General features: G+C 72.6%; 16 protein-coding genes. 11 read left to right on the forward strand and 5 right to left on the reverse strand.

The genetic code is table 11. The features are described 5' to 3' along the window. Nucleotides 1–92 precede the first annotated feature (92 nt). The 4 genes from gabT (at nt 93) to KU893_RS00795 (ending at nt 4,953) form a co-directional block, all read left to right on the forward strand. Nucleotides 93–1,460, forward strand: coding sequence for a 4-aminobutyrate--2-oxoglutarate transaminase (gene gabT / locus KU893_RS00780; protein ID WP_218232394.1), 1,368 nt, complete (start codon nt 93–95; stop codon nt 1,458–1,460). Next, nucleotides 1,460–2,734 carry a Glu/Leu/Phe/Val family dehydrogenase gene (locus KU893_RS00785; RefSeq protein WP_218232395.1) on the forward strand — a complete coding sequence of 425 codons (1,275 nt, stop codon included), beginning with the start codon at nt 1,460–1,462 and terminating at the stop codon, nt 2,732–2,734. Before gabT ends, KU893_RS00785 begins: the two co-directional genes overlap by 1 nt. A 26-nt stretch (nt 2,735–2,760) precedes the next feature. Continuing rightward, entirely contained in the window at nt 2,761–4,146 is a 1,386-nt protein-coding gene (locus KU893_RS00790) for an NAD-dependent succinate-semialdehyde dehydrogenase (RefSeq protein ID WP_218232396.1), read from the forward strand. Nucleotides 4,147–4,239: 93 nt separating this feature from the next. Further along, nucleotides 4,240–4,953 (forward strand): Mut7-C RNAse domain-containing protein, encoded by a 714-nt coding sequence (locus tag KU893_RS00795; RefSeq protein WP_218232397.1) that lies wholly within the window; start codon nt 4,240–4,242, stop codon nt 4,951–4,953. A gap of 28 nt (nt 4,954–4,981) precedes the next feature. Here KU893_RS00795 and KU893_RS00800 read toward each other — a convergent pair whose 3' ends face one another. Next, nucleotides 4,982–6,361, reverse strand: coding sequence for a pyridine nucleotide-disulfide oxidoreductase (locus tag KU893_RS00800; RefSeq protein ID WP_218232398.1), 1,380 nt, complete (start codon nt 6,359–6,361; stop codon nt 4,982–4,984). Nucleotides 6,362–6,516: 155 nt separating this feature from the next. Between KU893_RS00800 and serA the strand changes: the two genes are divergently transcribed. Together serA and KU893_RS00810 are read left to right on the forward strand one after the other, a co-directional pair. Then, complete coding sequence (serA, locus tag KU893_RS00805; RefSeq protein WP_218232399.1) at nt 6,517–7,710, forward strand: phosphoglycerate dehydrogenase; 1,194 nt, start codon at nt 6,517–6,519, stop codon at nt 7,708–7,710. Nucleotides 7,711–7,933: 223 nt separating this feature from the next. After that, nucleotides 7,934–8,329 carry a hypothetical protein gene (locus KU893_RS00810; RefSeq protein WP_218232400.1) on the forward strand — a complete coding sequence of 132 codons (396 nt, stop codon included), beginning with the start codon at nt 7,934–7,936 and terminating at the stop codon, nt 8,327–8,329. On the opposite strand, the gene speB is transcribed toward KU893_RS00810, so the two are convergent. From speB to KU893_RS00825, 3 genes are all read right to left on the reverse strand, one after another. Then, complete coding sequence (gene speB, locus KU893_RS00815; protein ID WP_218232401.1) at nt 8,326–9,264, reverse strand: agmatinase; 939 nt, start codon at nt 9,262–9,264, stop codon at nt 8,326–8,328. The genes KU893_RS00810 and speB overlap by 4 nt on opposite strands. A gap of 118 nt (nt 9,265–9,382) precedes the next feature. Further along, complete coding sequence (locus tag KU893_RS00820; protein ID WP_218232402.1) at nt 9,383–10,735, reverse strand: helix-turn-helix domain-containing protein; 1,353 nt, start codon at nt 10,733–10,735, stop codon at nt 9,383–9,385. Nucleotides 10,736–10,746: 11 nt separating this feature from the next. After that, nucleotides 10,747–11,688 carry a GlxA family transcriptional regulator gene (locus KU893_RS00825; RefSeq protein ID WP_218232403.1) on the reverse strand — a complete coding sequence of 314 codons (942 nt, stop codon included), beginning with the start codon at nt 11,686–11,688 and terminating at the stop codon, nt 10,747–10,749. Nucleotides 11,689–11,769: 81 nt separating this feature from the next. Here KU893_RS00825 and KU893_RS00830 point away from each other — a divergent pair, with 81 nt between their 5' ends. Then, nucleotides 11,770–11,934, forward strand: a complete 165-nt coding sequence (locus KU893_RS00830) for a hypothetical protein (protein WP_218232404.1) — start codon at nt 11,770–11,772, stop codon at nt 11,932–11,934. A gap of 68 nt (nt 11,935–12,002) precedes the next feature. On the opposite strand, the gene rpsA is transcribed toward KU893_RS00830, so the two are convergent. Further along, the gene (gene rpsA, locus KU893_RS00835; RefSeq protein WP_218232405.1) at nt 12,003–13,472 is read right to left on the reverse strand and encodes a 30S ribosomal protein S1; all 1,470 of its coding nucleotides are present in this window, start codon (nt 13,470–13,472) and stop codon (nt 12,003–12,005) included. A gap of 149 nt (nt 13,473–13,621) precedes the next feature. On the opposite strand from rpsA, the gene KU893_RS00840 reads away from it, so the two are divergent. The 4 genes from KU893_RS00840 (at nt 13,622) to KU893_RS00855 (ending at nt 18,990) form a co-directional block, all read left to right on the forward strand. Continuing rightward, nucleotides 13,622–14,485, forward strand: coding sequence for a class I SAM-dependent methyltransferase (locus KU893_RS00840; protein WP_257441106.1), 864 nt, complete (start codon nt 13,622–13,624; stop codon nt 14,483–14,485). A 200-nt stretch (nt 14,486–14,685) separates the two neighbouring features. Next, the gene (locus KU893_RS23430) at nt 14,686–17,187 is read left to right on the forward strand and encodes an Ig-like domain-containing protein (protein WP_218232406.1); all 2,502 of its coding nucleotides are present in this window, start codon (nt 14,686–14,688) and stop codon (nt 17,185–17,187) included. A 67-nt stretch (nt 17,188–17,254) separates the two neighbouring features. Then, a complete protein-coding gene (locus KU893_RS00850; protein ID WP_218232407.1) occupies nt 17,255–17,953 on the forward strand; it encodes a class I SAM-dependent methyltransferase in 699 nt (232 codons plus the stop codon). Further along, entirely contained in the window at nt 17,950–18,990 is a 1,041-nt protein-coding gene (locus tag KU893_RS00855) for a hypothetical protein (RefSeq protein WP_218232408.1), read from the forward strand. Before KU893_RS00850 ends, KU893_RS00855 begins: the two co-directional genes overlap by 4 nt. Nucleotide 18,991 lies beyond the last annotated feature (1 nt).

Consider the following 18,991-nt stretch of genomic DNA (forward strand, 5'->3'; position numbering starts at 1 on the left):
ACCTCCATAGTGGAATTCTTGCACAACCGATCAATACAGATTGTGCGGGATTGGCGTGGTGGCCGGCTGCCCGGCGGACCTACCGTCGTCCCATGACCGACCACACCTCCGGGCACACCTCCGGCGGCCCTGGCATCACCCAGGAGCGACGCCTCGTCACCGCGATCCCCGGCCCCCGCTCCCAGGAGCTCGCGGCCCGCAAGGCGAAGGCGGTGGCGTCCGGCGTCGCCGTCGGCCTGCCCGTCCAGGTCGTCGCCGCCGGCGGCGGCATCCTCGTCGACGCCGACGGCAACCAGCTCATCGACCTCGGCTCCGGCATCGCCGTGACCACCGTCGGCAACAGCGCCCCGCGCGTCGTCGAGGCCGTCACCCGCCAGGTCGCCGAGTTCACCCACACCTGCTTCATGGTCACCCCCTACGAGGGCTACGTGGCCGTCGCCGAGAAGCTCAACGAGCTCACCCCCGGCACCCACGAGAAGCGCTCCGCCCTGTTCAACGCCGGCGCCGAGGCCGTCGAGAACGCCGTGAAGATCGCACGCTCGGCCACCGGCAAGCAGGCCGTCGTCGTCTTCGACCACGCCTACCACGGCCGCACCAACCTCACCATGGCGATGACGGCGAAGAGCATGCCGTACAAGAGCGGCTTCGGCCCGTTCGCCTCCGAGGTCTACCGCGCCCCGATGTCCTACCCGTTCCGCGACGGCGGCCTCGACGGTGTCGCGGCGGCCCGCAAGACGATCGACGTCATCGAGAAGCAGGTCGGCGCCAACAACCTGGCCGCGATCGTGATCGAGCCCATCCAGGGCGAGGGCGGCTTCATCGTCCCGGCCGAGGGCTTCCTCCCGACCCTGGTGGCCTGGTGCCGCGAGAACGGCGTCGTCTTCGTCGCCGACGAGGTACAGACCGGCTTCGCCCGCACCGGCCAGCTGTTCGCCTGCGAGCACGAGGACGTCGTCCCCGACCTCATCGTGACCGCCAAGGGCATCGCCGGCGGCCTGCCGCTGGCGGCCGTCACCGGTCGCGCGGAGATCATGGACGCCGCGCACGCCGGCGGCCTCGGTGGCACGTACGGCGGCAACCCGCTCGCCTGCGCCGCCGCGCTCGCCGTGTTCGAGACGCTCGAGGCCGAGGGGCTGGTCGACCGCGCCCGCACCATCGGCAAGACCATGACCGACCGGCTCGCCGCGCTGCAGGAGAACGACCCGCGCATCGGCGAGGTCCGCGGCCGCGGCGCGATGATCGCCATCGAGCTGGTCAAGCCCGGCACCACCGAGCCCGACGCCGACCTCACCAAGAAGGTCGCCGCCGCCGCCCAGGCCAAGGGCATGGTCGTGCTGACCTGCGGCACCTACGGCAACGTGCTGCGCTTCCTGCCGCCGCTGTCGATGCCCGACCACCTCCTCGACGAGGCCCTCGACCTGCTCGCCGAGGCCTTCGCCGAAGTCGGCCAGGAGAACTGATGACCGCGCTCCGCGAGCCCGAGACCCTCACCGGTACCGGGCCGCTGGCGGACGCCCGCACCCAGCTGCGGGAGGCCATCACGCTGCTCGGCTACGACGAGGGCCTGCACCAGATGCTCGCCACGCCGCGCCGCGAGGTGACCGTCAGCATCCCGCTGCGCCGTGACAACGGCACCACCGAGCTCTTCGTCGGCCACCGGGTCCAGCACAACTTCTCCCGCGGCCCGGCCAAGGGCGGCCTGCGCTACTCCCCCGACGTCGACCTCGACGAGGTCCGCGCCCTGGCGATGTGGATGACCTGGAAGTGCGCCCTGCTCGACGTGCCGTACGGCGGCGCGAAGGGTGGCGTCCGGATCGACCCGCGCAACTACTCGTCGGCCGAGCTGGAGCGCGTGACCCGCCGCTACACCAGCGAGATCAGCCCGCTGATCGGGCCCGGGCGCGACATCCCGGCGCCCGACATCGGCACCGACGAGAAGACCATGGCCTGGCTGATGGACACCTACTCCGTCCAGCAGGGCCACACCGTCCTCGGCGTCACCACCGGCAAGCCGATCAGCCTCGGCGGCTCCCGGGGCCGGGCCACGGCCACCTCGCGCGGCGTCGTCCACGTCGCCCTCGCGGCGCTGCGCTCGCGCGGCATCGAACCGGACGGCGCGACCGCGGCGGTCCAGGGCTTCGGCAAGGTGGGCCGGTACGCCGCCCGCTTCCTCGCCGAGGCCGGCACCCGGGTGCTCGCGGTGTCCGACCAGTACGGCGCGGTGTTCGCATCGGCCGGTCTCGACGTCGTCGCCCTGGAGAAGCACGTCGACACCACGGGATCGGTGGTCGGCTTCGCCGGTGCCGACCCGGTCACCAACGACGACGTGCTCGAGGCCGAGGTCGACCTGCTCGTCCCCGCCGCCGTCGAGGGCGTGCTGCGTGGCGACAACGCCGGCCGGGTCCGGGCCACCGTCATCGTGGAGGGCGCCAACGGCCCCACGACGCCCGAGGCCGACCGGATCCTGCACGAGGCCGACAGGCTCGTCGTACCGGACATCCTGGCCAACGCCGGCGGCGTGATCGTGTCCTACTTCGAGTGGGTGCAGGCCAACCAGGCCTACTGGTGGAGCGAGAACGAGGTCGAGGCCCGCCTCGCCGAGCGGATGCTCGGCGCGTGGGACTCGGTCAACGCCGCCGCCACCCGGCTCGACGTCCCCCTGCGCACCGCGGCGACCTGCCTCGCCGTCGAGCGCGTGGCCCAGGCGCACCAGCTGCGCGGCCTCTACCCGTGATCCTTGAACTGAGACGGAGAACAACGATGAGCGAGACCACCTTCGAGGTCCACGACCCCGCCACCGGCGCGGTCATCGACACCGTCGCCAACGGCACCGTCGCCGACGCGACCGCCGCCGTCGACGCCGCCTCCGCCGCGTTCCCGGCCTGGGCCGCGACGCCCGCCCGGGCCCGCGCCGAGATCCTGCGTCGCTGCTACGACCTGATGATCCGCGACGCCGACCTGCTGACCGGGCTGATCGCCTCGGAGAACGGCAAGTCCGTCGCCGACGCCCGCGCCGAGGTCAACTACGCCGCCGAGTTCTTCCGCTGGTTCAGCGAGGAGGCCGTCCGCGGCGAGGGGACGTACGGCGACGCGCCGGCCGGCAACGCCAAGACCCTGGTCACCTACGCCCCCGTCGGGGTGGCCGCGCTGGTCACGCCGTGGAACTTCCCGGCCGCGATGGCGACCCGCAAGATCGCGCCGGCCCTGGCCGCTGGCTGCACCGTCGTCCTCAAGCCGGCCGCGGAGACCCCGCTGACCGCCCTGGCGGTGGCGAAGATCCTGCTCGAGGCCGGCGTTCCCGAGGGCGTCGTCAACGTGGTCCCCACCACCGAGGCCGCCGCCGTCGTGACGACCTGGCTCGAGGACCCCCGCGTCCGCAAGGTCAGCTTCACCGGCTCCACCGGCGTCGGCCGCACCCTGCTGCGCCAGGCCGCCGACCGGGTCCTCAACTCCAGCATGGAGCTCGGCGGCAACGCGCCGTTCGTCATCACCGCCGACGCCGACATCGACGCCGCCGTCGCCGGCGCCATGATCGCGAAGTTCCGCGGTGGCGGCCAGGCCTGCACCGCCGCCAACCGGTTCTACGTGCACGCCGACGTCGCGGCCGAGTTCGTCGAGAAGTTCGGCGCCGCCGTCGCCGCGCTGAAGGTCGGTCCGTCCGCCGACGCGACCAACCAGATCGGCCCCGTCATCAGCGAGAAGGCCCTCACCGGCATCGCCAAGCTGGTCGACGCCGCCGTCGCCGACGGCGCGAAGGTGGCGGTGCAGGGCGACGTCCCCGCCGAGGGCTGGTTCTTCCCGCCGACCATCCTGGTCGACGTCCCGGCCGACGCGCCGATCCTCTCCGAGGAGATCTTCGGCCCGGTCGCCCCGGTCGTGACCTGGACCGACGAGGCGCAGATGCTGGCGTCGGTCAACGACACCGAGTTCGGCCTCGCGGCGTACGTGTACGCCGGCCGCCTCCAGGACGCGCTGCGCCTCGCCGAGCGGATCGACGCCGGCATGGTCGGCATCAACCGCGGCATCGTCTCCGACCCCTCCGCGCCGTTCGGCGGGGTCAAGCAGAGCGGCATCGGCCGCGAGGGCGCCCACGAGGGCATCCGCGAGTACCAGGAGACGCGCTACTACAGCGTCGACTGGAGCTGAGTCAGTCACGAGGTTCAGCTCCGGGACCGCCCCTCACCGTGCCGATGGCGAGGGGCGGTCCCGCATGTCCTTCGTCCGCGGCACCATGGGGCCATGGAGTCGGATCGCTGGGTGAGCCTGGCCCTGCCTCCGGGGCTGCGCTCCTTCCTCCCCGCCGGGAAGCGCGGCGCGGGTCCGACCTTTCCTGCCGACCGCACGTCGACACTCGGACATCTCCTGGCCGCCGCGGGCGTACCGAAGACGGAGGTCGGCGGACTGTTCGTGGGCGGCGAGCCGGTCGACCTGCACTACCGGCCGCAGCCCGGCGACCGGATCGAGGTGGTCGAGCCGACCTGGCCGCAGACCACGCCGACCTCACCACCCCGGTTCGTGCTCGACGTCCACCTGGGCACCCTGGCGCGACGGCTCCGCGTGCTCGGCCTCGACACGGCCTACGAGACCGACGCCTCGGACGACGAGCTGCTCGCGAGGTCCTCGAGCGAGCAACGGGTCCTGCTCACCCGGGACCGCGGCCTGCTCCACCGTCGCGCCCTGCGGTGGGGTGCCCACGTCAACCACCAGGAGCCGGACGACCAGCTACGCGAGTTCCTCGCGCGGTTCGCGCCTCCGCTGCGCCCGTGGACGAGGTGCCCGGCCTGCAACGGCGAGCTCCGCGACGCACCGAAGAGCGAGGTGGAGGCACAGATCCCGCCAGGGACCCGACGTTGCTACTCGACGTTCCGCCGCTGCACGGCGTGCGGCAAGATCTACTGGCCCGGCGCCCACCTGCGCCGTCTCCAGGCCATCGTCGACGCGGCCAGCTCCTGATCGGCCCTGCTTCGGGCGCACGCCGGAGTCAGCCGGAGGCCCCGGTCAGCTCCGCGAGCCTCGCCACGCCGGCCCGGGTGGACGCCGCCAGCCGTTCGAGACCGGCGTCCAGCTCGGCGGAGCCGGGGTGCCCGGGCGGGATCCGGGCGGGGTTGATCGCGGCCCGGTCGGCCCACTCCTTGATGTCGGGCTCGGCCGAGAACGTCATCGCGGCGCGGGTGCCCAGGACGTTCATCCGGGCCCACTCCACCATCGAGTTGCCGTAGGGCGTGGGCGGACACAGCCGGTTCTTCTCGGCGTCGTCGTGGCGGGTGGCCTCGACGTACCCGGTCAACGCCGCGCCGAAGCAGGGGAAGCCGGCCCGGATCGCCTGCAGGGTGATCGTCCCTGGCTGCCAGACCGACACCTGCGGCGGGTACTTCAGGCCGTCCGCCGCGCAGTGCACGACGACGGCGTCCGGCGCGACACCCACCGTCGCGTCGGCGAACGTGAGCACGCCCGGCCGCACCGACGCGACGTGGCCGCGGCGCACGACGTTCTCGAGGGTGCGCAGCTGGTCGAGCTCCCAGGTGGCGAGGGTGGGCGCCTTGGCCATCGTCGGCAGCACGGTGCGGTCGATGCGCAGCATCACACCGGCGTCCTCGAGGCCGAGGAACAGCTCCTCGACCGAGGACGCGCGCGCGGCCGTCTGCATCACGTCGGCAGCCATGGCCACGAAGACCTCGGGCTTCGGCTGGACCACCGCCCGGTTCATCATCCAGGGATCGCGGGGCCGCACCCAGCAGATCGCGTCGGGATCCACGCCTCGCGAGAGCAGCCAGATGCAGGCATCGGTGGCGGTCTTGCCCGACCCGACGACGACGTACTGGCTCGGCGGCTCCTCCAGACGGGCGAGGGCGTTGACGGGCAGCACCCGGACGCCGTCGGAGACCTCGAACGGGGGCGGCTTCTCCGCCGGGATGCTGGGCGCGAGGTAGCGCGCGTCGACGACACGGCACCGCTCCGGCACGGCGAACCGCTCCCCCGAGATCAGCGAGACCACCGTGCGCTCGCCGACGTACTGGCTGTTCGCGAAGAGCTCGACCCGGCCGGACTCGACCATCCGGTCGAGGACCCGGGCGTAGTAGGCGCAGACCTCCGCCTGCGTGGCCCGCTCCTGCAGGCCCACCTCGGGCCCGTGCCGCTGGAGCTGACCGCCACCGAGGAGGGTCGAGGCGACGCCGTAGAACGCGGAGGCCTGGTGCAGACGCACGAACGGGTACGCCTCGAGCCAGTGCCCGCTGACGCCGTGACGGCGCTCGACCAGGCCCACCCGCACGTCGGCGTGGTCGATGAGGGCGTCGGTGAACGCCATCCCCATCGCGCCGGCCCCGACCACCAGGTAGTCGACCTTGACGGTGCGCGTCATGGATCAACGAAAGCACGTCCGGCGGCATTTCGTAACGGGAGCCGACGAGCAGATCGAGACCGCTCCAGACATCCGTGCGCGGTCGCGTCGCCCGGGCGTGTCCACGCCTGGCCGCCGGTGCGGGAAGGCCCGCCCAGGAGCCGTAAGGTTCTGCTGTGAAGGCTCTGCTGCTCGAGAACATCCACCCGGCCGCCGTCGAGACCCTGGAGGCCCGGGGCTACGAGGTGGAGCTGCGTTCGGGCTCCCTGTCCGAGGACGAGCTGATCGAGGCGCTGCCGGGCGTCCACCTGCTCGGTGTCCGGTCCAACACGAACGTGACCGCGAAGGTCCTCGACGCCGCGTCCGACCTCGTCGCCGTCGGCTGCTTCTGCATCGGCACCAACCAGGTCGACCTCAAGACCGCTGCCGCCAAGGGCGTCGCCGTCTTCAACGCGCCGTACTCCAACACCCGCAGCGTCGTCGAGCTGGTCATCGCCGAGATCATCGCGCTGGCCCGGCGCCTGCCCGAGAAGACCCAGCGCATGCACGAGGGCGTGTGGGACAAGTCGGCCAAGGGCAGCCACGAGGTGCGGGGCCGCACCCTCGGGATCGTCGGGTACGGCAACATCGGCACCCAGCTCTCGACCGTCGCCGAGGCCCTCGGCTTCAACGTCGTCTTCTACGACACCGCGGACCGCCCGGCCCACGGCACCGCCCGCCGCCTGCGCACGCTGCGCGAGCTGCTCGAGGTCTCCGACGTGGTCAGCCTCCACGTCGACGGACGCCCCGGGAACGCGGGCTTCTTCGGTGCCGCCGAGTTCGCGCAGATGAAGCGGCGGGCGCTGTTCATCAACGCCTCGCGCGGCATGGTCGTCGACTACGAGGCCCTGCGCGACCACCTGGTCTCCGGCCACATCGCCGGCGCCGCCGTCGACGTCTTCCCCGCCGAGCCCAAGGCGCAGGGCGACCCCTTCGACTCGGTGCTCCGCGGCCTCGACAACGTCATCCTGACCCCCCACATCGGAGGCTCCACCCAGGAGGCGCAGGAGGAGATCGGCTGGTTCGTGGCCGAGAAGCTCGCCCGGTTCGCGCTCGAGGGAAGCACGGCGCTCTCGGTCAACCTGCCCGTCGTCCAGCCCCCGGAGCTGCCGGCGGGCCACCGCCTCGGCCTGCTCCACCACAACGTCCCCGGCGTCCTGGCGGACCTCAACGCCACCTTCGCCGAGGCCGGCGACAACGTCGTCCTCCAGCTGCTCTCCACCAAGGACGGCCTCGGCTACGTCGTCATCGACGCCGCCGAGCCGCTCTCCACGGCCGCGCTCGACCGGCTCCGGGCCGCCGAGTACGCCGTGTGGGCCCGCACCTGGTGAACCGCTGAGGCTCGGCCTGGTCGCCGATCAGGCGACCAGGTCGAGCACGAGCTTCATCGCCTGCCACTCGGCGCATGGGCGGCCTCGACGACGTCGAGAACCCCCGCTGCCGGCAGACCCTCCAGTCCCGCCTCCGCCCGATCGGTGACCATGCCGACAAGACATCGAGGGGGCCGACACCAATGCCGTGCGTGCTCCACAGCCTGGCCGCGACACTGGTCCGATGGCAGACCCGCAGATCACCGAGGTGGACGAGCGCACCACTGGCTGGGAGTACGACAGCCCGGTGTTCCGGGTCTACCTCCAAGACGCCGGGTCGACCGAGGACGTCGCCACCCCGGCCGCGACCGCCACCTACGACGTCACGGGCGCCGACCTGCTCCAGGTGGTCGACTGGGCGCAGGACCGGGCGTCGGGGAGCAGGACGTACGCGATCGCCCTGGTGCTCGACGAGGGGCGCGGTCTGGTCTGGCTGATCGGCGCGGACGCCAACAGCACCAGCGACCTGCCTGCTGAGCTCGACGCCCAGCGCCGGATGCGCGCACGACGCACGTCGCCGGTCGGGATCCCGGTCTCGGACCGGATGCCGCCCGACGTTCGTGGCGACGAGGCTGACTAGGCGGGCTTGCCCGGCAGCACCGACAACAGCTCGTACGCCACGTGCGCGGCGGCGATGCCGGTGATCTCGGCGTGGTCGTAGGCCGGCGAGACCTCAACGATGTCGGCGCCGACGACGTTGAGACCCTCGAGACCGCGGAGCACCTCGAGCAGCTGGGCGCTCGAGAGACCGCCGGCCTCGGGGGTGCCGGTGCCGGGCGCGAAGGCCGGGTCGAGGACGTCGATGTCCAAGGACACGTAGACGGGGCGGTCGCCGAGGCGCTCACGCATCCGGTTGACGATGTCGTCGATGGGCGAGCGCACGAAGTCGCGGGCGTGGACGGCGGAGAAGCCGAGGGCCTCGGACTCGTCGAGGTCGAGCTTGCTGTAGAGCGGCCCGCGGATGCCCACGTGCATCGCGTGGGTGAAGTCGACCAGGCCCTCCTCGGACGCGCGGCGGAACGGCGTCCCGTGGGTGTACGGCGCACCGAAGTAGGTGTCCCAGGTGTCGAGGTGCGCGTCGAAGTGGAGGACCGCGATCGGCCCGTGCCGCTCCGCCTGGACCCGCAGCAGCGGCAGCGCGACGGTGTGGTCGCCGCCGATGGTGAGCAGCGTCCGGGAGGTGCCGGACAGCTCGCGGGCGCCCGCCTCGATGGAGGCGATGGCCTCGTCGAGGGAGAACGGGTTGACACCGAGGTCACCGGCGTCGGCGACCTGGGCACGGTTGAACGGCTCGGTGTCGTTGGCCGGGTTGTACGGGCGCAGCAGGCGCGAGGACTGGCGGATGTGGTTCGGGCCGAAGCGGGCGCCGGGCCGGTAGGAGACGCCGCCGTCGAAGGGCACGCCCCACACCAGCGTGTCGGCGTCCTCGACGTCGCTCAGCCGCGGCAGGCGGGCGAAGGTGGTGTCGCCCGCGTAGCGCGGGACCTGGGTTGCGTCGACGGGTCCGACGGTCATGCTGCGCCTCCCGGGCGGGTGGGGGGAATCCGACTCTGCCCAGACTGAGGGACGCCCCGCCCGAAAGCGAGGGGCGGATCCTCCAACCTCGACGAGGGGGATGGGAGGATCCTCCAGGTCAGGGCAGGGCGCGCAGCGCGAGGAACAGGTCGACGCGGTCGGCGGTCGAGGCCAGGGAGCGGCCGGTCAGCTCCTCGACCCGCTTCATCCGATGTCGCAGCGTGTTGATGTGCACGTGCAGCGCGTCGGCCGTCTCCTGCCAGCGCCCGCCCCCGTCGAGGAACGCGCGCAGGCTCGCGACCAGCTCGGTCCCCCGGTCCCGGTCACTGTCGAGCACGCCGCCGAGCACGGTGCGCGCGAGCGCCTGCAGCACCGCCGGGTCCTGGGCGGCGAGCAGCACCGCCGGGCTGGCGAGCTCCTCGTGGGTCAGCCAGCCCTCGACGCCGCGGGCGACCAGCGCGTCGGCGGCGTGCCTGGCCTGCAGCAGGCTCACCCGCAGCTCGGCGACCTCGGCAGCCTGCCCGACGCCGACGTACCCCGTGACCGGGACCCGGGCGACGTCCTCCGCCACGAGGCAGACCACGTCGTCGGCCCGCTCCACGACCAGGTACGGCGCCAGCCCGGCCGCGACCGCCTCGGGAGCCGCGCCGCGGACCACCAGGCAGCGCAGCGTGCGGTCGACGGGGACGCCGAGCAGCTCGAGGCGCGCGGTCACCGCCGCGGCCGGCACGCCGGTGGCGATCCACTCGACGACCTCCCGGGCGTAGCGCTGCTCGGTGGCGCGCAGGGCGCGTTCCCGCTCGAGCTCGAGCGCGAGGAAGGGCATCGCGCTGGAGACCGCGGCCTGCACGTCGACGTCGAGCTCGGCGAGCGGACGCGGCAGGACCAGGGAGGCGTCGGCGAGGCCCTCGCCGATCAGGGTGACCGGGCAGCCGTTCTCGGGGACCGGACCGTGGGTCGTCGTCCCGGCGACGACGGCGACCTCGAGACCGAGTCGCCGGCGCAGCACCCGCAGCACCGAGTCGACGCCCCGCTCGGCCCGCAGGGCGGCCACGATGGCGCCGTGGTGCTCGAGCTGACGGCGCAGCGGCGCCTCCCACTCGACCCGCTTGGCGGCGACGAAGGCCTCCGCGAGCGCGACGAAGGGCACGGAGACGGGGACCACGAAACAGGTCAGCGCGTGCTCGGCGGCGGCCGTGACGAGGTCGGCGGGCGGCTCGTCGCCGTCGACCAGCCGGCCGAAGCCGATCGCGATCGCGCCGGCCGCCGCGACCTCCTCGACCCAGGCCGCGGGGTTCTGGCCGACGCGCTGCCAGGCACCGGTGGTCAGCACGACCTCGCCGCCGCGCAGGAACTCCCCCGGGTCGGCGACCTCGATGCTGTGCACCCAGCGCACCGGGCGGTCGGGCGCGCCGCGGACCAGCACCTCGAGTCCGAGGGCAGGCTCGTCGAGCAGGTCGTGGAGCAGCACGTCGTCCCCGCTCAGCAGGCGAACTGGCGGCGGTAGCTCTGCGGGCTGACCCCGCGCACCCGGACGAAGTGGTGGCGCAGGGTCGCGGCGTTGCCGAACCCGACCTCGCCGGCGATCCACTCGATTGGCTGCTCCGTGCGCTCGAGCAGCTCCTCGGCGGCGTTGACCCGCTGCCGGGTGACCCAGTGGTGCGGCGTGGTCCCGGTCTCGTCGCGGAACCGGCGGGCGAAAGTGCGCGGCGACATCAGTGCGCGCTTGGCGAGCGCCTCCACGGAGTGGTCCTCGGCGAGGTTCTCCAGGATCCAGGTGAGCAGGGGGCGCAGCGTGTCGGCGTCGCAGTCGGGCACGGCGCGGGCGATGTACTGCGCCTGTCCCCCGTCGCGGTACGGCGGCACGACCGCCCGGCGCGCGATGGTGTTGGCCACGGCGGCGCCGTACTCCTGGCGCCAGATGTGCAGGGCCGCGTCGAGGCCGGCCGCGCTGCCGGCGCCGGTGACGACCTGGCCGGCGTCGACGTAGAGCACCTCGGGAACGACCTTGGCGAGCGGGTACTCCCGCTGCAGCCGCTCGGTGTGCATCCAGTGCGTCGTGCACTCGCGACCGTCGAGCAGCCCGGCCTGGCCGAGCACGAACGACCCGCTGCACACCGACATCAGCCGGGCGCCGCGCGCGGCGGCCGCCCGGATCGCGTCGACGACCGCGTCGGAGGCCATCCCGCCCTTGATGGCCGGAATGGCCACCAGGTCGGCCTCGGCGACCCGGTCGAGGCCGTGCGCGGCCTGCAGCGTGAAGCCCATCGAGGTGCGCATCGGCCGGTCGTCCTCAGCGCACACGGCGAAGTCGATCGCCGGCACCCCGTCGTCGGTCCGGTCGATCCCGAAGGCCTCGCACAGGATGCCCAGCTCGAAGGGAGCGACGCCGTCGAAGGCGATCACGGCCACGTTGGTCAGCACGCGACCACTGTCGCAGGGGTATGGCAGAAAATCAACGAACACCGACTTCTCTGCCACTGGTGGCAGGATCAGCGTGAAAGCATGATTTCTGCCATGGTCAGCGCACTCTTCCTCCTCCTGCTCCTCGTGGGCCTCGGCGTCCTCACCGCCTGGACCCACCGCGACAGCCTCGACGCCGACCACGGCGCCGACGCCGACCGCGCGGCGGCCCACCGCCCGCGCAGACCCAGCCGTCAACCCTCCTGAGAAGCCCGAAGGCCCCGACCGTACGGTGGGGGCCTTCGTGGTTGCTGCGATCGAGTCGCGACAGGCGATCAGTTGCCGCCGGTCAGCTTCTCGCGAAGCGCCTGCAGCGCCTCGTCGGACGCGAGCGAGCCGCCGTTGTCCTCGGCCGGGGCCGAGGAGTAGGAGCTGGACTCGCCGGCCTCGATCTCGGCCTGCTTGGCGTCGGCCTGCTGCTTGACGTGGGCCTCCCAGCGAGCGTGCGCCTTGGCGTACTGCTCCTCCCACTTCGCACGCTGCTCGTCGAAGCCCTCGAGCCACTCGCCCGTCTCCGGGTCGAAGCCCTCGGGGTAGATGTAGTTGCCCTGGTCGTCGTACGTGGCCTCCATGCCGTACAGCGTCGGGTCGAACTCCTCGACGTCCGCCGCGGCAGCGGTCTCGTTGGCCTGCTTGAGCGAGAGGGAGATCCGGCGACGCTCGAGGTCGATGTCGATGATCTTGACCATGACGTCGTCGTTGACCTGGACGACCTGCTCCGGGATCTCGACGTGGCGCTCGGCCAGCTCGGAGATGTGGACCAGGCCCTCGATGCCCTCCTCGACCCGCACGAACGAGCCGAAGGGAACCAGCTTGGTGACCTTGCCGGGGACGATCTGACCGATCTGGTGGGTCCGGGCGAAGTGCTGCCACGGGTCCTCCTGGGTCGCCTTCAGCGACAGGGAGACGCGCTCGCGCTCCATGTCGACGTCGAGGACCTCGACGGTGACCTCGTCGCCCACGGTGACGACCTCGGACGGGTGGTCGATGTGCTTCCAGGACAGCTCCGAGACGTGGACGAGACCGTCGACGCCGCCGAGGTCCACGAACGCACCGAAGTTGACGATCGAGGACACGACACCCTTGCGGATCTGGCCCTTCTGGAGCTGGGTGAGGAAGCCGTGGCGCACCTCGGACTGGGTCTGCTCGAGCCAGGCACGGCGCGAGAGGACCACGTTGTTGCGGTTCTTGTCGAGCTCGATGATCTTGGCCTCGAGCGTCTGGCCGACGTACGGCTGCAGGTCGCGGACCCGGCGCATCTCGACCAGGGACGCCGGCAGGAAGCCGCGCAGGCCGATGTCGATGATGAGACCGCCCTTGACGACCTCGATGACGGTGCCCTCGACGACGCCGTCGGCCTCCTTGATCTCCTCGATCGTGCCCCAGGCGCGCTCGTACTGCGCGCGCTTCTTGGACAGGATCAGGCGACCCTCCTTGTCCTCCTTCTGGAGGACCAGGGCCTCGACCTTGTCGCCCACCTGGACGACCTCGGACGGGTCGACGTCGTGCTTGATCGACAGCTCGCGCGAGGGGATGACGCCCTCGGTCTTGTAGCCGATGTCGAGCAGGACCTCGTCGCGGTCCACCTTGACGATGGTGCCGTCGACGATGTCGCCGTCGTTGAAGTACTTGATGGTCGCGTCGATGGCGGCCAGGAAGTCCGCCTCCGAGCCGATGTCGTTGACCGCGACCTGGGGCGCGTTGTCGTCGTAGCTCGCAAGCGGGGTCGAGAGGGTGCTCGTCATGTAGTCGGTCAGTCCTTGAAGTGGGCAGATGTCGTCGGGATGATGCGGCTGTGGCTGCGCCGCCCAAGGGGCAGGCGAGAACACAGACGTTCCAGAGTACGCGCGGCCCGCTGCCGGAGTCCAACCGGCGACGACTATCCTCGGCAAACGTGCAGGACGCGCAGGACGTGCAGCAGGACGACAACGACGCCGCGGCATGGCCGCATCCCCCCGTCACCGCCCACCGGCGACCGGCCGACGAGCGCGAGTCGCGGCGTGCGAACGGCGCCGACTGGGACCGGTACGCCGACGAGTACCAGGCCACCCACGGCGGCTTCCTCGGCGACCTCGGCTTCGTCTGGGGCCCCGAGGGACTGAGCGAGGAGGCGGCCGGAGTCCTCGGCGACGTGCGCGACCGCGACGTGCTCGAGGTCGGCTCCGGCGCCGGGCAGTGCTCGCGCTGGGTGCGCAGCCGGGGTGGGCGTGCGATCGGCCTCGACCTCTCCCACCGGCAGCTGCAGCACTCCCGGCGCATCGACGACGCGACCGGCGTCGTGGTCCCCAGCGTCCTGGCCACTGCCACCGCGCTCCCCTTCGCCGACGCCAGCTTCGACGTCGTGTTCTCCTCGTTCGGCGCGCTGCAGTTCGTGGCCGACATCGACCTCGCGGTGACCGAGGCCGCCCGGGTGCTGCGGCCGGGCGGCCGGTTCGCGTTCTCGATCACCCACCCGACGCGCTGGATGTTCCCCGACGACCCCGGTGAGGAGGGGCTGACCGCCACCCAGTCGTACTGGGACCGCACGCCCTACGTCGAGGTCGACGACGAGACCGGCGCGACGTCGTACGTCGAGCACCACCGCACGCTCGGCGACTGGGTCGCGTTGCTGGCGGACGCCGGCTTCCGGCTGACCACGCTCCTGGAGCCGGAGTGGCCCGAGGGCCACGAGCGGCTGTGGGGCGGCTGGTCCGGGATCCGCGGCCGGCTCACGCCCGGGACCGCGATCTTCGGCGCGGACCTCGACCCGACACCGTAGTGGTGAAGCCCACACCAAACTCGCGGGACCACCACGGATCCTCCTCGTTGAGCCCCTTCGGAGGGAGCAGCCGCGGGTGAGGGACTCGCGCTCTTGTGCACGGCGCTGCCCCGGCATGCCATCGATCAACAGGAGCACTCATGTCTCACATCCCCGCCACTCGCGGGCGTCACGTGCGGACTGCCCTTCTCGGAACAGCGGTGACGACCGCAGCGGCCTTCGCTGTGGTCCTCCCCCCGACCTCCGTTCAGGCAGCACCGCTTCCCGCCCGGTACGCGGCCGACGCCCACGCGGACCTCGTCAGCCTGCAGTCCGACCTGGTCGGCAACCCGTTGGCCAACGTCTACGTCGGCCACTCCCAGGTGCAGGTCGACAGCAACGGCGGGCTCGAGGACCCCGAGGGCGGACAGGCCGTGCCGGCCGCCGCCCGGGTCCACGCCGAGAGCTCCAACGTCGACGTGCAGCTCTTGTCGAACAACCCGACGATCACCACCGACTCGACCGAGGCCATCGCCCCGCCGCCGGCCGACCCGGCCCAGAAGGAGCTGCTGGACGTCCCGCTCGGCCCGATCGCCGACGTCGGACTGCTCCACGGTGACGTCAGCGCCGACTACGTCTCCGACGGATCCTGCCCGGCTCTCGTCGGGGGCAGCCGGGTCCTCGGCACCTCGCGCACCGACACCGCCGGCGTCTCCCTGCTGGGCGTCCCCGGGCTCCCGGTCGCCAACGTCGGGGAGACGAGGACCGAGCTGGTCGACGTCGCCGGCGCCGGCGACGCCGTACGCTCGACCGCGGTGCTGGACGTCGCGCCGGTCCACCTGCTGGGCGGCCTGGTGACCATCAAGGTCGCGAGCCCGGTCGTCATCACCGCCGAGTCCGACGGCGTGAACCCGCCGACCGTCTCCTCGAGCAACCCGACGGCACAGGTCTTCGTCGCCGGCCTCAAGTTCGCCGACCTGACCTCCGACGGCGCCTCGGTGCCGATCAACGTCCCGCTCGCGCTGGTGAACGTGTCGCTCAACCTCGCGCTGTTCCAGCCGACGGCGACCATCGACCCGGCCACCCGTACGGCGTCCCTCGACCTGGGTGCGGTGCTCGGCGTGGACCTGAACGTCAGCACCGGCATCGCGCCGTTCACCACCGACATCGTGGACCTCCACCTCGGCGTCGGCCAGATGGGCGTCACGGCCACCGCCCCGGCGGGCGGCGTGGAGTGCGCCACCCCGGCTGCCAGCGTGATCACCGCGCCCACCACCGGCGCCACCCTCACCGACGCCACCCCGACCATCACCGGCACCGCCCAGCCGGGCTCCACGGTGACCCTGGTCATCGACGGCGGCACCCCGGTCCAGGTCCCCGTCGACAACACCGGCCACTGGACCCACACCCCGACCACCGACCTCGCCGACGGCAGCCACACCGTGAGCGTCGACGGCGACGCCAACGGCGCCGGGACCGACGACACCGTCACCTTCACCATCGACACCGGCGCGGCCAGCACCGACACCGACGGCGACGGCATCCCGGACAGCGACGAGGCCCAGCACGGCACCGACCCGAACGACGCCGACACCGACGACGACGGGCTGGACGACGGCGAGGAGATCAGCGGCGCGGGCAACGAGTTCGACGGTGCTCCGACGAACCCGACCGACCCGGACTCCGACGACGACGGCCTGCTGGACGGCGAGGAGGCCGCCCACGCCACCGACCCCAACGAGGCCGACACCGACGGCGGCAGCGTGAATGACGGCGACGAGGTCGACCACGGCACCGACCCGCTCGACCCGCTCGACGACACCGTCGTCGTGATCGACGCCACGGTGATCACCGCGCCCGGCACGGGCACCACCGTCGCCGATGCCACCCCGACCATCAGCGGCACCGCCCAGCCGGGCTCCACGGTGACCCTGGTCATCGACGGCGGCACCCCGGTCCAGGTCCCCGTCGACAACACCGGCCACTGGACCCACACCCCGACCACCGACCTCGCCGACGGCAGCCACACCGTGACCGTCGACGGCGACGCCAACGGCGCCGGCACCGACGACACCGTCACCTTCACCACCGACGCCCCCGGTCCGGGCACCGGCGCCGGGGCCGACACCGACGGCGACGGCATCCCGGACAGCGACGAGGCCCAGCACGGGACCGACCCCAAGGACGCCGACACCGACGACGACGGCCTCACGGACGGCCAGGAGCTGTCGGGGGCGACCGGCTGCGTCACCGCCTCGGGCGTCCACGGGCCGACCGACCCGCGCCGCCCCGACACCGACGGTGACGGTCTGAGCGACGGCAAGGAGGTCAACGGCACCGACCTCGCGCAGACGTACTCCGCCACCGCCGGCAAGCCGAGGAAGAAGCGGACCATCGGCCTGGTGCGCACCAACCCCTGCCTGCAGGACACCGACGGCGACCTGCTCACCGACCTCCAGGAGGTCAAGGGCATCAAGATCGGGCAGCGGATCGTCCGCTCCAAGGCGAACGGCGGTCCGTACAAGATCAAGGTCCGGATGACCGACCCGACCCGCAAGGACACCGACGGTGACGGGCTGAGCGACTACGACGAGGTCACCGGCGCGAAGAACAAGCGGTTCAAGAAGCGCAAGAGCGACCCGACGGTCGCCGACACCGACTGGGGCGGTGGCCGGGACGGCCAGGAGGTCCGCAGCAAGCACGACCCCAGCCGACACGGCTGATCGACAGGCGTGACGACACGACCCCGCGGGCCTCGGCCCGCGGGGTCGCTGTCACTAGGGTGGTCTCGTGGATGCGGAGGAGATCGCCAAGTCGGCCGCGCTCGAGCACCGGCACTGGTGGTACGCCGCCCGCCGGGCCCTCGTGCGCCGTACCGTCCGGCCCTGGCCCACGGGTCGCGCGATCGACGTGGGCTGCGGCATGGGCGGCAACACCGCGGTGCTCCGGGAGCTGGGCTGGCAGGCGGTCGGCGTCGAGTACACCGACACGGGCGCCGACATCGCCGCCGCCCGCGGCATCCCGGTGGTCCAGGGCGACGGCCGGCACCTGCCGGTCGCCGACGAATCCGTCGACCTGGTGATGTCGACCGACGCCTGGGAGCACATCGACGACGACCACGCGGTGGCTCGTGAGACCGCCCGCGTGCTGCGCCCGGGAGGGCGCGCCCTGGTGGCGGTTCCGGCGGGCATGGCGCTGTGGAGCGGCCACGACGTCGCGCTGGGGCACGTCCGGCGCTACGAGAAGCAGCAGCTCGCCGACCTGGTGACGGGCGCCGGGCTCGTCATCGACGACCTCTCGTCGTGGAACGTGCTGCTCCGCCCGGTGGTCCGCGCGCGCCGCCGCAACAAGCACGCCGCCGAGAGCGAGATGGAGGAGGTGCACCCCGTGCTCAACGCCGGCCTGCGCGCCGCCCTCGCCGTCGAGCGGGCGCTCCCGGTCAAGCGGCTGCCCGGCGTCAGCCTGGTGGTCCTCGCCCACAAGCCATGAGCCGACCGGCCGACCGGGCCTGGGTCGCCGATCGCCGGATCGGCTGGCGGATCCTGCTGACGGCGTCGCTGGGCGAGGCGGTCCCGACCGTCGAGCTCGCCGGCCGGCTCGCTGCGCTGACCCGCTCCGAGGGCTGGACGTCGCGTCCCCCGCTCACTGCACCGACCCTCGGCCAGCTCCGGGAGGCCTTGGCGGGGTCGTCCCCCGAACCGCTCCTGGTCGGTGTCCACGGCCGCGACGTCGTCCTCTCGGCGCATCACAGTGTCGTCGACGGTCTCGGCCTGCTGGTCGTCCTCGAGCGCCTCGGACTGGGCCCCGCGACGTCGACGGCCCGCGGAGTCGGCGACCGCGCGACGACCGGTGGCCTCGCGGCGACGGTGGCTCGCCGCCTCGGCGAGGTGGCGTTCCACCCGCCCGCGGGCGTGACTCCCCCGACCGTGTCCGGCCCGCGCGCCGGAGACGCGCTCGTCGAGGCCGAGCTGGCCGGCACGGTCCGGGCCGCTCGGCTCGTCCACGCCGCCGCGCGGGCGGTGGTCCGGCACGAGGCCGTCCAGGGCCGGAACGCCCGACACGTGGCCATCGCCGTCGGCGCCGTGCGCGGCCAGCAGACAGCCGGCGACGGCCAGCAGCTCGGCGACCACAGCGTGCTGCTGCGGCTGCGCGACGTCGAGAGGCTCGATCTCGCGGAGGTGGGTCAAGCGCTGCGCACGGCTCCCGTGGTGACGCCGCCGACACCGGCGGGTGAGCGCCCCTGGTCGCGGCTGACCGCGGGCATGGCCTCGGTGGGCCTGCGCCTGCTCGCTCCCCGCCTGGGATCCACCCTGTTGGTCTCCCATCTCGGCGACGTCACGGCTCCGCACCTGGACCGGCTCGCCTTCCACCCGGTGACCGCGGGCGGCAGCGGGATCTCGCTCGGCGCCGTCGGACATCGCGGCCGCACGGTCCTGACCCTGCGGGCCCGAGCCGCCCAGTGGAACGACAACGGCCTCGAGCAGCTGCTCGAGGCCGTCGTCTCCCTCCTCGCAGAGGAGCCGTGAG

The sequence above is a fragment of the Nocardioides daeguensis genome, assembly GCF_019192965.1.
GTDB lineage: Bacteria > Actinomycetota > Actinomycetes > Propionibacteriales > Nocardioidaceae > Nocardioides > Nocardioides daeguensis.

Bases quoted from the DNA above. Each gene is read 5' to 3' on its own strand.
- gabT (WP_218232394.1), top strand. From the start codon at position 93: ATGACCGACCACACCTCCGGGCACACCTCCGGCGGCCCTGGCATCACC.
- KU893_RS00785 (WP_218232395.1), top strand. From the start codon at position 1,460: ATGACCGCGCTCCGCGAGCCCGAGACCCTCACCGGTACCGGGCCGCTG.
- KU893_RS00790 (WP_218232396.1), top strand. From the start codon at position 2,761: ATGAGCGAGACCACCTTCGAGGTCCACGACCCCGCCACCGGCGCGGTC.
- KU893_RS00795 (WP_218232397.1), top strand. From the start codon at position 4,240: ATGGAGTCGGATCGCTGGGTGAGCCTGGCCCTGCCTCCGGGGCTGCGC.
- KU893_RS00800 (WP_218232398.1), bottom strand. From the start codon at position 6,361: ATGACGCGCACCGTCAAGGTCGACTACCTGGTGGTCGGGGCCGGCGCG.
- KU893_RS00810 (WP_218232400.1), top strand. From the start codon at position 7,934: ATGGCAGACCCGCAGATCACCGAGGTGGACGAGCGCACCACTGGCTGG.
- speB (WP_218232401.1), bottom strand. From the start codon at position 9,264: ATGACCGTCGGACCCGTCGACGCAACCCAGGTCCCGCGCTACGCGGGC.
- KU893_RS00830 (WP_218232404.1), top strand. From the start codon at position 11,770: ATGATTTCTGCCATGGTCAGCGCACTCTTCCTCCTCCTGCTCCTCGTG.
- rpsA (WP_218232405.1), bottom strand. From the start codon at position 13,472: ATGACGAGCACCCTCTCGACCCCGCTTGCGAGCTACGACGACAACGCG.
- KU893_RS00855 (WP_218232408.1), top strand. From the start codon at position 17,950: ATGAGCCGACCGGCCGACCGGGCCTGGGTCGCCGATCGCCGGATCGGC.